This window comes from Staphylococcus equorum, assembly GCF_001747895.1.
Taxonomy (GTDB): Bacteria; Bacillota; Bacilli; order Staphylococcales; family Staphylococcaceae; genus Staphylococcus; species Staphylococcus equorum_A.
On the sequence record NZ_LNNB01000019.1, the window covers coordinates 18,864 to 33,111 of the forward strand.

General features: G+C 31.9%; 15 protein-coding genes. 7 read left to right on the forward strand and 8 right to left on the reverse strand.

From position 1 onward, the window contains the following. Positions 1-83 precede the first annotated feature (83 nt). Positions 84-599 carry a YceI family protein gene (locus AST02_RS08735; protein ID WP_069817455.1) on the forward strand — a complete coding sequence of 172 codons (516 nt, stop codon included), beginning with the start codon at positions 84-86 and terminating at the stop codon, positions 597-599. Between the two features lie 92 nt (positions 600-691). Here the strand turns inward: AST02_RS08735 and AST02_RS08740 are convergent, their stop codons facing one another. Further along, the gene (locus AST02_RS08740) at positions 692-1,471 is read right to left on the reverse strand and encodes a hypothetical protein (RefSeq protein WP_081332989.1); all 780 of its coding nucleotides are present in this window, start codon (positions 1,469-1,471) and stop codon (positions 692-694) included. Next, on the reverse strand, positions 1,452-1,772 hold the full coding sequence (locus AST02_RS08745) for a PadR family transcriptional regulator (protein ID WP_069817459.1): 321 nt from the start codon (positions 1,770-1,772) through the stop codon (positions 1,452-1,454). Before AST02_RS08745 ends, AST02_RS08740 begins: the two co-directional genes overlap by 20 nt. A 127-nt stretch (positions 1,773-1,899) precedes the next feature. Between AST02_RS08745 and AST02_RS08750 the strand changes: the two genes are divergently transcribed. The 3 genes from AST02_RS08750 (at position 1,900) to AST02_RS14385 (ending at position 3,227) form a co-directional block, all read left to right on the forward strand. After that, on the forward strand, positions 1,900-2,493 hold the full coding sequence (locus tag AST02_RS08750) for a DNA-binding protein (RefSeq protein WP_069817461.1): 594 nt from the start codon (positions 1,900-1,902) through the stop codon (positions 2,491-2,493). Further along, positions 2,494-2,967, forward strand: a complete 474-nt coding sequence (locus tag AST02_RS08755) for an SRPBCC family protein (protein ID WP_069817463.1) — start codon at positions 2,494-2,496, stop codon at positions 2,965-2,967. Between the two features lie 83 nt (positions 2,968-3,050). Continuing rightward, positions 3,051-3,227, forward strand: a complete 177-nt coding sequence (locus AST02_RS14385) for a hypothetical protein (protein ID WP_176721553.1) — start codon at positions 3,051-3,053, stop codon at positions 3,225-3,227. Positions 3,228-3,558: 331 nt separating this feature from the next. Here AST02_RS14385 and AST02_RS08760 read toward each other — a convergent pair whose 3' ends face one another. The 3 genes from AST02_RS08760 to AST02_RS08770 are packed head-to-tail and all read right to left on the reverse strand — an operon-like array spanning position 3,559 to position 7,452. Continuing rightward, positions 3,559-4,449, reverse strand: a complete 891-nt coding sequence (locus AST02_RS08760; RefSeq protein ID WP_069817465.1) for a PEP/pyruvate-binding domain-containing protein — start codon at positions 4,447-4,449, stop codon at positions 3,559-3,561. Positions 4,450-4,505: 56 nt separating this feature from the next. After that, the gene (locus AST02_RS08765; protein WP_069817467.1) at positions 4,506-5,822 is read right to left on the reverse strand and encodes an MFS transporter; all 1,317 of its coding nucleotides are present in this window, start codon (positions 5,820-5,822) and stop codon (positions 4,506-4,508) included. Then, positions 5,809-7,452, reverse strand: a complete 1,644-nt coding sequence (locus AST02_RS08770) for a PEP-utilizing enzyme (RefSeq protein ID WP_069817469.1) — start codon at positions 7,450-7,452, stop codon at positions 5,809-5,811. The genes AST02_RS08765 and AST02_RS08770 overlap by 14 nt, the downstream gene beginning before the upstream one ends. A 258-nt stretch (positions 7,453-7,710) precedes the next feature. Here AST02_RS08770 and AST02_RS08775 point away from each other — a divergent pair, with 258 nt between their 5' ends. Next, complete coding sequence (locus AST02_RS08775) at positions 7,711-8,295, forward strand: TetR/AcrR family transcriptional regulator (RefSeq protein ID WP_069817471.1); 585 nt, start codon at positions 7,711-7,713, stop codon at positions 8,293-8,295. 180 nt (positions 8,296-8,475) lie between these two features. On the opposite strand, the gene AST02_RS08780 is transcribed toward AST02_RS08775, so the two are convergent. Further along, positions 8,476-9,918 carry a 6-phospho-beta-glucosidase gene (locus AST02_RS08780; RefSeq protein ID WP_069817473.1) on the reverse strand — a complete coding sequence of 481 codons (1,443 nt, stop codon included), beginning with the start codon at positions 9,916-9,918 and terminating at the stop codon, positions 8,476-8,478. Between the two features lie 23 nt (positions 9,919-9,941). Further along, positions 9,942-11,837 carry a beta-glucoside-specific PTS transporter subunit IIABC gene (locus AST02_RS08785; protein ID WP_069817475.1) on the reverse strand — a complete coding sequence of 632 codons (1,896 nt, stop codon included), beginning with the start codon at positions 11,835-11,837 and terminating at the stop codon, positions 9,942-9,944. A gap of 168 nt (positions 11,838-12,005) precedes the next feature. On the opposite strand from AST02_RS08785, the gene AST02_RS08790 reads away from it, so the two are divergent. Further along, positions 12,006-12,707: a GntR family transcriptional regulator gene (locus tag AST02_RS08790; RefSeq protein WP_069817477.1), complete on the forward strand. Its 702-nt coding sequence runs from the start codon at positions 12,006-12,008 to the stop codon at positions 12,705-12,707. A gap of 68 nt (positions 12,708-12,775) precedes the next feature. Here the strand turns inward: AST02_RS08790 and AST02_RS08795 are convergent, their stop codons facing one another. Beyond that, the gene (locus AST02_RS08795; protein WP_069817479.1) at positions 12,776-13,177 is read right to left on the reverse strand and encodes an Rrf2 family transcriptional regulator; all 402 of its coding nucleotides are present in this window, start codon (positions 13,175-13,177) and stop codon (positions 12,776-12,778) included. A gap of 201 nt (positions 13,178-13,378) precedes the next feature. Between AST02_RS08795 and AST02_RS08800 the strand changes: the two genes are divergently transcribed. After that, positions 13,379-14,197 (forward strand): formate/nitrite transporter family protein, encoded by an 819-nt coding sequence (locus AST02_RS08800; RefSeq protein WP_069817481.1) that lies wholly within the window; start codon positions 13,379-13,381, stop codon positions 14,195-14,197. The last annotated feature ends 51 nt before the right edge of the window (positions 14,198-14,248 follow it).

Consider the following 14,248-nt stretch of genomic DNA (forward strand, 5'->3'; position numbering starts at 1 on the left):
AGACTTTTCACTTGATATAATAAATATATCTGGTATACTAAATGTATCAACTAAAACTAATAATCTTTGGAGGTATGTTTTTTATGACAACATTTAATTTTGACCCAGCACATTCAGTAGTAGAATTTTCAATTAAGCACTTAATGATTTCTAACGTTAAAGGTAAATTTAAAGATTTCGATGTAAACTTAGAAGGTGACATCAATGATTTAAGTTCACTTAAAGGTACAGCCGTAATTAAAGCAGAATCGGTTGATACAAACGTAGCAGACCGTGATGGTCACTTACGTACTGGAGATTTCTTTGATACTGAAAACTATCCAGATATTAAATTTGAAATTACTTCAGTAGACGAAAAATCTGTAACTGGTAATTTAACAATTAAAGATGTAACTCAAGAAGAAACATTTGATGCTTCTTATGAAGGTACAAGCAAAAACCCATTAAATGGTGCACAAACTGCAGGATTTATTGTAAATGGTACAATCAATCGTGAAAAATATGGAATGACATTTAACCAAAAACTTGAAACAGGTGGCGTAATGGTTGGTAAAGATGTGAAATTCCAAACAAGTTTAGAATTCGCTTTAGAAGACTAATATAAAAATAAATGTTTAAGATTTAACGCTTATTAAAAGAAATAGCTACTAGATAACCTAATATAGGTATCTAGTAGCTATTTTTATATAGATTAATGACTTTCTTCTTTTCTCTCACGCCAATATTTAAAGAATATATAAATACTAACACTCCAGAGAATAATTATAGTACCGATACTAGCAATTAATACGAAGTTATAGCTTGTATGATCTCCACCAGTAAATATTTTTCCAATAAGGTCTGGGAGACATAAGATTAATATTAAAAAAGCAAAATATTTTTGTTTTATTGCAAAACAAGTAATCATCGTTATTAATAAAAGTATTAGTCCAATTATAAAGTTAGTAGTTTGATTGGGTGACCAAAAAACAAATAATGGATGGTTACGTAACACGAATTCACACAGTAAGTAAATTCCGAAAATCAAAGGTGCACTAACAAAAGCAGCAACATATGTTTTCTTACTATCGCCCCATCGCATAATTACTTTTTTCACTACAAATAGTACCAACACAAAAGAACCAATAAAGATGAACAAAATATAGAGTATTAAAGATAAACTTAACTGAAATGAATTATCCAGCATTCTTGGAACAATTGTCATTACCATCATAAATGAAATGATATAGAGTACATATTTATGAATACCTTTAGTTAAACTCAATTCTTTAGAAAAGTTATCAGCATAATTTTTGATAGGCGTGTTTAGTAAATTATCAATATTATCATTGTTTTCTTCAGCGATTGTAATATGATCACGTAATTCTTCTTCAATTGCATTAATTTCATCTTCGTCCTTGCCACGAAATAGCAATTCGATTCTTAATTTTAGTAAAAAATCTTCAGCTTTTTTAGTCAACAACGTCAACACTCCTCATTAAATTATTCATACCATTGTTTAAATAGTTCCACTTACTTTTGAAATTTGCTAATTCTTTTTTACCGTCTTCAGTTAATAAATAATATTTACGTTTTGGTCCGCCAGTATCTGATTTTTTAGTTACCGTAGTGACATATCCATTTTTATTTAGTCGTAATAATACTGGATAGATACTGCCATCACTAATTTCAGGGAATTGTTGAGATTTTAATTTATCTAGAATTTCATAACCATATGTTTCACCTTGAGAAATCAGTCCCAATATGGCGCCATCTAACAATCCTTTCATCATTTGATTTGAAATTGTACGCTTTGTCAACTACCTTACGATAAAAGATAGTAAGTCATAATTAATATTTGTTGATAAATAATTAAGCGATGAAATGGGTATAGTGATACATAAGATAGGGGGAGATCACATGGCGACAGATTTACCAAAAATAGGACGACCTGCGACCCAAGCACTTAATGATATAGGTGTCGTAACGTTAGAAGAAGTTGCACAATATGAACGAACAACATTATTAGGCATACATGGTATTGGTCCTAAAGCGATTGAAATACTTCACGAAGCATTAACAGATATCGACTTAAATTTTAAAAATGAAATGGAGTCATATTTACCATTTAAATTAACGGGGGATTTAAATTGTGATAATGCACCCAAAAGAAAGATAATGTTAGATTTTTTAATAGGCTCAATATTAGTAGATAAAGTGCAATTATTGGAAGCTGTTACAGCAGATTTTATATGGAAGGTTCCTGGCGCTTTTGAATTGCATGGTTTTGAAGCGTTTTATGATGAATTAAACGCACATAAAGTCGATATTGATTCATTGGAAGTGACCCATAATATTTCTCATGGCAAATTAGGAGCGATACATGGCACTCAAATTGCTCAAAATGGAGATGCAATTTATTTTGCGGACTTCTTTGAATTTGAAAGCCATAGTAAAAATGCTAAAGTAAAAAAGATAATATCATATGTAATTATGGATAAAGGAGAATCGTAAATGACAGTTCAAGTTGAGGAAAACAAAATAATTTTTACGAGAGATTTTAATACAACGGCACAAAATATATTTAAAGCGTATACTGACCGTGCTTTATTTGAACAATGGTTTCACCCACAAGGTGCAAAGACTGAAGTATTTAAATTTAATGTTCAGACTGGTGGTCATGCATTTTTCGCTATACGTGCGCCTCAAGGTACAAGCTATACTGTGACTAATTATAATGAAGTGAAAGAACCGACGCTAATTGATTATTATGATTACTTTGCAGACAAAGATGGTAATATTGATGAAAAAATGGCAGGTATGCATAACATCATTCATATAGAAGAAAACAGTAAAGGTTTGACTACGATAAAATCTATAGCAGAATTGCCAGATCCTAAAGCAGCTCAACAATTGTTGGATATGGGTGTAGAAGAGGGTATGAATAGTACTTTTGATAATTTAGAGACACTTTTAACAAAATTATAAGAATAGTCAATAAGATGTTGGAAATTACTTGTTTATTCCAAGTCTCTTTTCGATATAATAGTATATGAAAAGAGGTGAGTGTATTGAATAAACGTTATGTTAAAGTACTTGGACTATATTCAGTGAGTACGCTAGTACCCGCGTTATTTTTAAATGAAAAAAGTTTGAGTCATACTACATTTAAATGGTTTATACGTACATTAACAGGATATGGTATTTTTGCCTATGGTTTACATGTGTTAAGTAGGTATAAAAACTAATATCTTATATACAAAAGCATACTAAAAATAGCAGTGAAGAATCTATAATTGTAGATTTCTTCACTGCTATTTTTTTAAACATTTGAGAGAAGTAAATCGTACAATCTCTTAGATTTTAAATTCGATTGGTAGTGTGTCGGATTCTTAAATCCGTGTATAAGAAAATGAGATAAAAAGACAAGGTGAAGTAATTATATATTTAAGTTCCTACTGAATATACTACTTATTTAATAGAAAAAACACTTTCGTTAAATTCAACGAAAGTGTTTTTCTTTAACTCCTACTAATTGTGGCCAGTTCAGAAAAGCCCTAAGCACTGACAATCATATGCTTATTTTAATGATAATGTTGTAATTGGACGGACTTGTAAAAAATAAATTTGATTTTGCTGGATGCCAAATTCTATATCAACAGGATAGCCAAAAGAAGATTCAAGCTGTTGTGTATACTGAGTTAACAGTTGTATAGCATTTTCATTTATACAATAGCGATTCTGTTCATCCTCTGTAGTTACCACTTCTGTTGTTCCTTCTTCACTAGCAAGTATTTTTATTTCTTTCAATCCAAGTTGTTTATCTATTTCATACGTTAATTTATTTACAATAAAAGTATCAGGCGTAACCATACCGGATACGATACTTTCTCCTAATCCATAACTAACATTTATGATACATTCATTTAAATTATCAGTAATTGGATTATGGCTAAAAATTACGCCAGAAGTTTCAGGAACTAAAAGCCCTTGAATCACAACACTCATAGATAAGTCCGTGGTATCAACGTTCATTGTTCCAAGATAACTTTGGACGCGTTCTGAATACATAGAAGCCCAACATAATTTGAGCTTATGAATGAAATCTTCCTTAGTTTGTATATTTAAGTATGTTTCATATTGTCCTGCAAAAGAAGCATTTTCTAAATCTTCAGCACTTGAAGATGAACGTACTGCAACTGCTTTGAAGTTTTTCTTAATCGAAGTAAAAGCTTCTACGATTTCAAGATAAATATCTTCAGGTATTTCAGCTTTCATAATTTTTTCTTGAATAGCATTATCATTAAGTGATAATTCATTAAATTTAATAAAACGATGAAACGTATACGGCAAAACAACAAAACCATCAGGTACTGGCCAACCTGCTTGTTTAATTTTTATTAAATTAATTGCTTTTGATCCTATAGAATCTGTTATATTTTCTGCGTTTTCAAATGTTTGAGTATACATATATTAGAGCTCCTTATCTTTTTCTTTCAAACCAAAATATTTATTTATTATTTAATTCAATTAGAAACTGTTGGTCTGTTTTCTTTTTGTATCCCTAACGATGCAATGATGCCGATGACTGAAACAACAAGAACAATAACAAAGGTTGATGGTGAAACAGCTAAAATCCCTATTAACGTTGTGGCCATTATTTGGCCAATATAGCGAAATGTAGAAAAGATACCCGTAGCAATACCTGCAAGATCATGTTGTACAGTTTGTAAAGCAGCCACTTGTATGGCTGGCATCCCTATACCAACGCCAAACCCGGCTATGAGTAAGACTAAAATTTGATACCAAGAGGCATGAATAGTCATCATACCTAAATAGCCGATCATAGCAATTGAACAGAATACAAAGGATAGAAAAATCGTCGTTTTTCTTCCTAACCAATCGACTAAACGTCCACCAACAGCTGAAAATAGTGCGAAAGCTAAGGAGAAAGTAACCATAATTTTTCCGACTTGCGCAATTGAATTTCCCCATTTTTCTAATGCCATAGGCGTTATCAACAAAATACTATACATAATAAAACCAATGAGTAGTCCTGCGAAGTTAGATATAGAAAAAGTTTTGTTTTTAAATAATGAGAAGTCCACTAAAGGATATTGAATATTTTTTTCACGATAGATAAATAATACTGCAGATAAAATCGCTGCAATCAAGAAAACAATGTTCCATTGCATACTAAGGCCATTTGTCATCAATACAATAAATGTTAGCGCACTTGCTAAATAAACAGAGCCTAACATATCAATTGACGATTTCATTTTATGTTCAACTTCAGGAAGGAATAAAACGCCAATTAAGCCAATAAGTAAAAAGGGAACGTTCACCCAAAATATAGCGTGCCAATCCCAATAACCAATTAAAAAAGAACCAAGTAATGGGCCTATTGCGGAACCTAATGTTGCAGTCATTCCAAAAATACCTAGCGTTCGTCCTAATCGTTCTGACGCTACTATGTTACGCATAATTGCAGTTGCATTTGGGAGTAACATAGACGTTCCGAATGCTTGAATGCCTCGAAACACGACCAAACTAATCAAATTAGGGGAAAGAGCTCCACCTACTGAACCAATTAAAAATAAAATAATCCCTAAAAAAATGATTTTTCGATATCCATAAATATCGCCTAGTTTGCCTGAAAAAGGTTGGGCCGCTGCATTAACGATAAGATATATTGTTACAACCCAAGATACAGATAATGTACTAACTTGTAATGATTCAGCTATAGGCGAAAGGGCGACTGATATCATGGTTGTATTAATAGGCTGAAATATAATACTCGAGATAAGAGCTATGATTAATAGATATTCTTTACGCTTGCTCATCAAGTGTTACACATCCATTGGTACCATCTACAGTCACAATGTCCCCATCTTTCAATTCAGTCGTCGCATTTTTAGTTCCAAGTACGGCTGGTATTTGATATTCTCGTGCATTAATTCCTGGATGAGATAATAAGCCCCCAACATTAGTAACAATAGCGCCAGATCTTAAAAATAAAACCGACCAGGCAGGCGTTGTCATATGGGTAACAAGTACATCACCATCTTCAAGTTTATTAAACTCTTCTTCATTGTTAATTATTTTCACAGCACCTGTATATGTCCCTTTTGACCCAGCTAAACCTTTAATATATTCACTCGTTGATATTTCATTGTTTAATGTGTTTCCAGATGATCTTTCAGAAATAATATCCATCTTATTTTCAGTATGTGACGGCGGAGTTCCATAAGATGATGGAGCTTCTTGGCTAAGGTTATTTTGGTATTCAACTTTTCGCTCAAAAATCAATTTAGTTAAGCTTTCAGGTTTTTTCAAAACTGTTTCAAGTTCATCTAAGTATAAATAAAAGATATCTTGATTATCCTCTATGATATTTTCTGTCACGAGAAAATCACCTAAATGTAAAAGACATAACCGAACTTTAGCAGTTGGCATTTCGTCCATATAAAAATGATGGTCATCGTCAATATTAGATACATTTAGAGCCCATTCATAGTATTGTTTGAATTCCTCTTTTTTTTCTCCTTCTGGGATGGAATTTAGAACTTCACTGTATTTAGTTTCCCTGCTTTCCACTGCTTTTTGGAAACGTTGTTCTACGTCTATATTACTGTTGACATAGCTTGAAATAGTAGTTAAAGGAATAGATGGATTTTCAAACCACGTTTGGTCTGTTAAGACTCTTGAACTCATCGTTTTATATCCAAATTCCTCTAAAAAATGTTGGAAATCATTCTTGAATTTTTTTCCTGCTTGTATATTATTTAATTCACTTAGTATTTCTTCAGGTGCAACAGTCTGAAAAATTTGTTTTAATCCATCATTTTCTTTCACTTGCTCAGATAATTTAGAAAGTTCATTATCCATTTCTAAAGATTTGTTCCATACACCAATCAATATGTCGTAAATGACCGTTGTATCTTTATCTCCTGTAGCTTGTTCATAAATATTTTCTAAATCATTATGTAACTGATGATGAGGTAAGAGTATATCTAATTGATAAGCAAATGATTTTGGGTACATATTGAATATATAATTAAGCATCTTTTGAGCATTGTTAAAAGTTATTTCTTGTTGTAACATATGGTCAATTTCTTCGAAGAATGGAAAGTAGAAAGACTCTAATATATTGTGATAATAATGGTTTAAATTGGGATACATAGGACGAAGTATATTTAAATATGCTTGAGTTTGTTGTTTAATATCACCATCAATAGGTTCTCTTTTCATATATCTATATCCATTTTCTATTTTAGTTTTCATACCTGGAAAAGGTGCTTTGAATTTTTCAAAAGATTGATTAACAGCATCTTCTAAGTCAAATAAAAGTGAGGCAAATAAAGGTTTTATGTTATTTGCTATAGAAGTATTTTGTTCCCAGTAACCTTGATTTTTATCATTATCTGTTAATTGCAAAAGTTGTTGATAATTAGATCTTATTACAGTTTTCATAAATATTACTCTCCTTAAAATAATTATGGCGTTAATAAAATTATATGATTTGTTGCTTAACGCCTAATCAAATTTATCTTTCTGGGTGTTTTAAGCAAGTTAATAACCTAAAACAATGCTCAACAATATGTTAAGCATTTTAAGCATATAAAAAATACTATCAGCCAGAGAAAAGCTATTCAATAAACACTTTATAAATAGTGTTTACTATACAACGTTATTTATAAAATGTTAATTTATTGTAAAGGAGACTTATAAATGTTAAAAAAAGAAGATCGTAGAAAATTAAAGTCTAGAAAAGATATAAATAATGCTTTCCTTGATTTATTACAAGAAAAAGGAATTTCAGGAGTGACAGTTTTTAATATCACGAAAAGGGCAAATATTAATCGAAGTACATTTTACCTTCATTACAAGGACAAATACGATTTATTTGAACAATATGTAGAAAATTTGCTAAATGAAATGTTTTCGACTATTGAACCCCTAAAACCAATTGAAAAGGGAGAAAGTGAATCACAGAATCGAATGCAAAACCTTTTTAATCATTTTCAGAACAATGCTGACTTCTATCAGGCTATGTTTAATTATAAAGGTGGTGCTTATTTTTATAATGAATTCCTCAGAAATATAAAGCGTTTTTTTCAACAAAAAACGGACGGATTTTTTATTAGATCTCAATCCCAAGACACTAATCAACAAATTTCAAGTGATTTTTTGATATATGGTTTTTTTGGTGTAATTAATCACTGGTTTAAAAATGGTATGAACGAGTCAAATAGGGTTATGGGAGAAGAATTAGAAGCGCTTATTGAGCATATGTCGAAATATCGTTACTATTAAAATAGTGGGGATTTTTATGAATTAATTCAAATATAATTACCTACAATGCGCTTCATTGTCCTTTGTTAAATTAATCCGAAAAAATGGTGATAAAGAAAAAACCAAAAGCTATACATAGCTTTTGGTTCGTCTGTTTTTTAGATTATTGAGTAAAGTCAAATAATTTTATGATATTAAATTTTAATTTAATGATTCACCATTTGTTTCAATAACATTGCGATACCAATCAAAAGAATCTTTCTTTCTGCGCTCTAAAGTACCATTGCCTTCGTTATCTCTATCGACATAAATTAGACCATAACGTTTTTTCATCTCTCCTGTAGTGAAAGAAATAATGTCTATAATACCCCAGGGTGTATAACCTATTAGATCAACACCATCTTCGTCAACTGCTGTGATTGCTGCATTAATATGTGCTTTTAAATAATCGATACGATACGTATCATGAATTTCACCGTTTTCATCAATTTCATCTACAGCACCAAAGCCATTTTCAACGATGAAAAGTGGTATTTGGTAACGGTCATATAATATATTCAAAGTATAGCGTAGCCCTGTAGGATCAATGGCCCAACCCCAATCACTTTGCTGAATATGAGGATTATCGACAGAATTCGCTAACCCACCATTGGTAACATTTTCTCCAGTATATGATTTTGCATCGTGTTTAACAGCAGTAGACATATAGTAGCTAAAACCAATATAATCAACTTTACCTTCTGATAAAATTTTGTCATCTCCTTCTTGCCAACCAATATCATAATTTTTTTGTTCTAACATTTTATTTGCATAGCTAGGGTAGTAGCCTCGAACTTGGACATCTGGGAAGAAGAAACGTAAACGATTTGCTTTTACAGATTCCATCATATCTTCTGGATTACAAGAATAAGGATATATTGCTACATGAGAAATCATTAATCCTATTTCAAAATCAGGGTTAATTGCTCTACCTATTTTTACAGCTTTTGCACTCGCGATTAATTCATTATGAGCGACTTGATACAGTACTTCTTCTGGGTTTTCATCTTCTTCGATAAGGACGCCTGAGTTTGTCCATAAGAAAATCGGATTATCTATATCCATTTGGTTATTAATTTCATTAAAAGTCATCCAATATTTAACTTTATCCTTATAACGCTTGAATACAGTTTCTGCAAATTGAGCAAAGAAATCGGCTACTTTTCTATTTCTAAAACCACCATATTCGCGTGCTAAATGTAAAGGCATTTCAAAATGAGACAAAGTAATCACTGGCTCAATACCATATTTTAACAATTCATCAAAAATATTATCGTAAAATTGTAGTCCTGCTTCATTAGGTTCTGTTTCATCTCCATTAGGGAAGATACGAGACCAAGCGATTGACGTACGTAAACAATTTAATCCCATTTCATTAAATAATGCGATGTCTTCTTTATAACGATTATAGAAATCTATACCTACATGATTTGGATAATATTTATTTGGGTCTACATCTTGCGTGATTTCACGAGGCTTGCCGTGTTCTCCATTAGTCATTACATCAATAACACTTAAGCCTTTTCCGTCTTTATCGTAACCACCTTCAAATTGATTGGCAGCCAGAGCGCCACCCCATAAAAAGTCTTTTGGTAATTTAGTCATTATTATATACTCCTTTATTCTTATTATTTATTTATAATTGTTAGTAATGCATCATTTTGCGAAACTTGTACTGCATCCGTAGTAATTACTTCACTAAATTCAGCTGAATTAGTGACAATGATTGGAATTACAGTATCGTATCCACTTGATTCAAGCCACTTTTGATTGAAATGCAATAAAGGTTGTCCTAGTTTGACTTCATCATTTTCATTAACTAGTAATTCAAAACCTTCTCCTTTTAACTCCACAGTTTCTAAACCAACATGAATCAATAGTTCTACACCGTCAGGAGATGTAATGCCAATTGCATGTTCACTTACAGCAATCATACTTACAGTGCCTTCAAGTGGTGCGTGAACTGTATTACTTGCAGGTTTTATAGCAATACCTTGACCCATCATACCTTCTGAGAAAATAGGGTCATCGACTTCAGTTAAAGGAAGGATTTGCCCATCTAAAGGACTATGAATAAGTGTTTCAAGATTGCTATTTGTTGAAACTGCTTGTGGAATAGTACTTGAGTTAACTTCTGTGTCTTCTACTTCCTCTGTCGTATCATGACCATAACCTAAGAATTGAATTAATATGATAGGCAAGATGATAGCAATTACTGATCCTAATAAAATGCCCCAAATAGATGAAGGGTTATCAGGACTATATCCATTAATAATTGTTATAGGGCCAGGCAGCCCTGCGTATGCATAATATTTAGGATTAAAGAAACTTGCAACAAATGCACCTAAGGCGCCGCTGATACATGCAATAATAAAGGGTTTTTTAAAGCGTAAATTGATACCATATATTGAAGGTTCAGTAATTCCAAAAATGCCTGTAACACCTGCTGAAGAAGCGACACGTTTAATCTCTGTACGCTTAGATTTAATTAACACACCTATAACAGCACCGATTTGAGAAATAACGGCAATTGTTTGGAAAGCTTGGAATGAATCACTTTGATGTTGCTCAAAGTTTGCTAAAACCATAGGCGTGATGCCCCAATGCACACCGAATATTACAAAGATTTGCCACAAACCACCAATAAGTGCGCCAGCTAACCATGGCGCAACTTCAACGAGAAAGTTGAAACCAGCGGCAATACCATGTGCGCCAAGTGTAGTGATTGGTCCAATAACGAGTAATGTAACAGGAACCATAATGACGATACTTAAAAATGGTGTGAATAAAGGTTTTACTACATCGTGTATCCATTTGTTTAAGTATTTTTCAACATAGGATAATATCCAAACTAAGAAAAGAGGCGGCAATACAGATGAAGTGTAACTTGTCTCTGTAAGCGGCATGCCAAATAATTTAATTGTTTCTCCACTTTGTATTCTTTCTACCATTCCTGTTAAATCAGGACTCACCAATGCTGCAGTACAAGCAATTGCAATATAAGTATTTACATTAAAATGGCGTGAAGCAGTAATTGCGATGAATATTGGTAAGAATGTGAAAGGAGCCCAGGACATGAAATTAAAAACTTCATAAGTGCCTGTGTTTTCAAAGGATGGAATAATCAGTTTTATGATTATTAATAAACCTTGTAATATACCAGCAGCAGCTAAAATGTAAATAAATGGTGCGAACACTGCAGACATCGTCGCGATGACACGGTTAAGTATTGACCCTTTATTTTCAGATTGTTCATTATCATCGGATGGTTGTTCACTTGTTAAAGCTTCAAAAAATTTAAATACTTCACCGACGTTATTTCCTATGACAACTTGAAATTGACCATTATTTTCCACAACAGTCACGACACCATCTATTTCCGATACTTTTTTCTTAGCATTTGGAATAGATCTTTTTAATACTAATCGTAATCTGGTTGCACAGTGCGTGCTATTGACAAGGTTTGCTTCGCCTCCAACTGCCTCTAATATACTTTGTGCGAGTATTTTATTTTTGTCTGCCACATTTCCCAACCCCTTTAATAAGTTAATCCACACGATTTGTGTAATCGTTTATTACATTCTAATTGTACCGGTACAATTTGTAAAGACCCTTACAAATAAAAAGTTCGGTAGTTTAAATTGGCATTCATGTTATAATTGGGTGAATTTTAATATAAAAGGGGTAAGTATATGCTCAAGTATGAACAAATTGCTCAACAAATGAATGAATATATAGAAAGTGGTCAATTTCAAGCAGGGGATAAATTACCAAGTGTTGAGGCATTAAAAATAAAATATGATGTGAGTAAAAGCACGATTATTAAAGCTTTGGAAATATTAGAAAAACAAGGGAATATTTATCAAGCACGCGGTAGTGGCATCTATGTGCGTAATAAAAAAAGAGATGGATATCTTAATCTCTTTTCAACTGGCGGTTTTAGTGATGAATTTACAGGACTAAATGTAACAAATAAGGTATTGCGCGTTGAGGAAGTCATTGCACCAGAAAGCGTTCGGCAAAAATTAAAGTTAGACAAAGATACATTAGTCTATGTTTTAGAGCGTATTGTTTATGTAGATGGTGAAATATTTTGTTTCGAGCAGTCGTATTTTAATAAAGATATCGTGCTATTTTTAAATGAATCTATAGCAGAAAAGTCTATTTTTAAATATTTAGAACAAAACTTAAAAGTGAAGATTGGGTTCTCAGATGTTTATTTTAATGTAGATAAATTGGAAGAAGAAGAAGCTGAATTATTAGAATTGGATGAGGGCGATCCTTGCTTAAATTATGAACAAGTATTTTATACAACAACCGGCATACCATTTGATTGTTCGCATCTGATATACCATTATCAGAACGCTCATTTCTATATTCCTTCACAAAAATAAAACGCTTGGTTATCTTGTTTTACTTAATGAAAATTAAGTATATAGCAAGATAATCAAGCGTTATTTATTTAAAAGCGATCAATGACACTTTTAATCGTATAGGTATTAAGTTTATTTACAATCGTTTCGTCTACATCACTATATATTTCATCAAGTGCGTGGGTAATATTTTTCCCTACAGGACAATCTGTGTTCGTATGACCATGAATTTTTGCGAAATGGGTAGTGTTAGAAAAAATCAGCTTATATAAATCACCTAACCTAATATCATGGGATGCGCTAGATAAACTATAACCCGCGATGCCTTGGCTACTCTGTATAAAATTACCGTCTCTTAAATAACGGCATAATTTTCTCACTAAAGTGGCGTTACTATTAATACTGTCAGCGATATATTGACTTGAAACAGGTTCATTTTTTATAGCTAACAGAGAGAGAATATGGATTGAAACAGAGAATTGTGTATTCAAGTATATGCCTCCTTTAGGTTTACTTGTGTGTATTTCTAGTACAAGTAAAGTTTACGTTATTTTAAACTAACGCGCAATATATTAAATTTTAAAATTGAAAAACTTATTTTTTGACTATTAAATATCAAATGAAACTAATATAATAACATTATTGGTATAGATAAATTATCATTTTTTTAAATCAAAAAGGGGGCATATTTCTTGGTAGATAATAATAAATCCATTAAGGACACTTACATGTCGAGAGAAACGATTGATAATATTAATAATCAAGTACAAATGAAGGAAGTTTTGTTTGATAAGACACCTGGTCGTTATGCGCTTAAATCAATTATGTCAGGATTCTTACTAGCAATTGTAACGGTATTTATGCTAGCTATAAAAACACAATTTGCAGGTACAAATGAAGGTTTAATTAATTTAATGGGAGCTATTTCATTCAGTTTAGCCTTGGTTTTAATTGTACTGTCACATTCAGAATTATTAACGAGTAACTTTATGTTTTTAACAGTTGGTTGGTATTATAAAGTTATTGGCATGAATAAAGCATTGGGTATTATGATGGTATGTTTTCTATTTAATATAATAGGTGGATTTATCCTGTTTGGTTTAATGAAATTCACTCCGATTATGACTTCAGACATGGTTGCAAGCTTAACGAAACTTGTTAATGGTAAGACGATAGATGCCACATGGTATGGCATTTTAGGTAAAGCCATATTTTGTAATTTCTTTATTAATATTGGTATTTATTTATCAATTCAATTTAAAGACGGTCTAACTAAAGTATTTTTCATTGCTAGTGGCGTCATTGTCTTTGTATTTATGGGTTATGAGCACGTTGTATTTAATGCAGGGCTATACGCAGGTATGGTGTTTTATGATTTTGATGTAGTCGTATGGTTACACGTATTGAAAAATATTGTGTTCGCCTTTATAGGTAACTATATTGGTGGAGGTATTTTCGTTGGTCTAGTTTATGCATATTTAAATGGTAAACGAAATAGCTTACATAATTAATAGTATTCATAATAGTAACAAGCACGATCATAATCTATTTTGTGATGGTGC

What these genes read in the sequence shown, in the direction of transcription:
- AST02_RS08735 (WP_069817455.1), top strand. Translation starts at nt 84, where the DNA reads ATGACAACATTTAATTTTGACCCAGCACATTCAGTAGTAGAATTTTCA.
- AST02_RS08745 (WP_069817459.1), bottom strand. Translation starts at nt 1,772, where the DNA reads ATGATGAAAGGATTGTTAGATGGCGCCATATTGGGACTGATTTCTCAA.
- AST02_RS08750 (WP_069817461.1), top strand. Translation starts at nt 1,900, where the DNA reads ATGGCGACAGATTTACCAAAAATAGGACGACCTGCGACCCAAGCACTT.
- AST02_RS08755 (WP_069817463.1), top strand. Translation starts at nt 2,494, where the DNA reads ATGACAGTTCAAGTTGAGGAAAACAAAATAATTTTTACGAGAGATTTT.
- AST02_RS08760 (WP_069817465.1), bottom strand. Translation starts at nt 4,449, where the DNA reads ATGTATACTCAAACATTTGAAAACGCAGAAAATATAACAGATTCTATA.
- AST02_RS08765 (WP_069817467.1), bottom strand. Translation starts at nt 5,822, where the DNA reads ATGAGCAAGCGTAAAGAATATCTATTAATCATAGCTCTTATCTCGAGT.
- AST02_RS08770 (WP_069817469.1), bottom strand. Translation starts at nt 7,452, where the DNA reads ATGAAAACTGTAATAAGATCTAATTATCAACAACTTTTGCAATTAACA.
- AST02_RS08775 (WP_069817471.1), top strand. Translation starts at nt 7,711, where the DNA reads ATGTTAAAAAAAGAAGATCGTAGAAAATTAAAGTCTAGAAAAGATATA.
- AST02_RS08780 (WP_069817473.1), bottom strand. Translation starts at nt 9,918, where the DNA reads ATGACTAAATTACCAAAAGACTTTTTATGGGGTGGCGCTCTGGCTGCC.
- AST02_RS08790 (WP_069817477.1), top strand. Translation starts at nt 12,006, where the DNA reads ATGCTCAAGTATGAACAAATTGCTCAACAAATGAATGAATATATAGAA.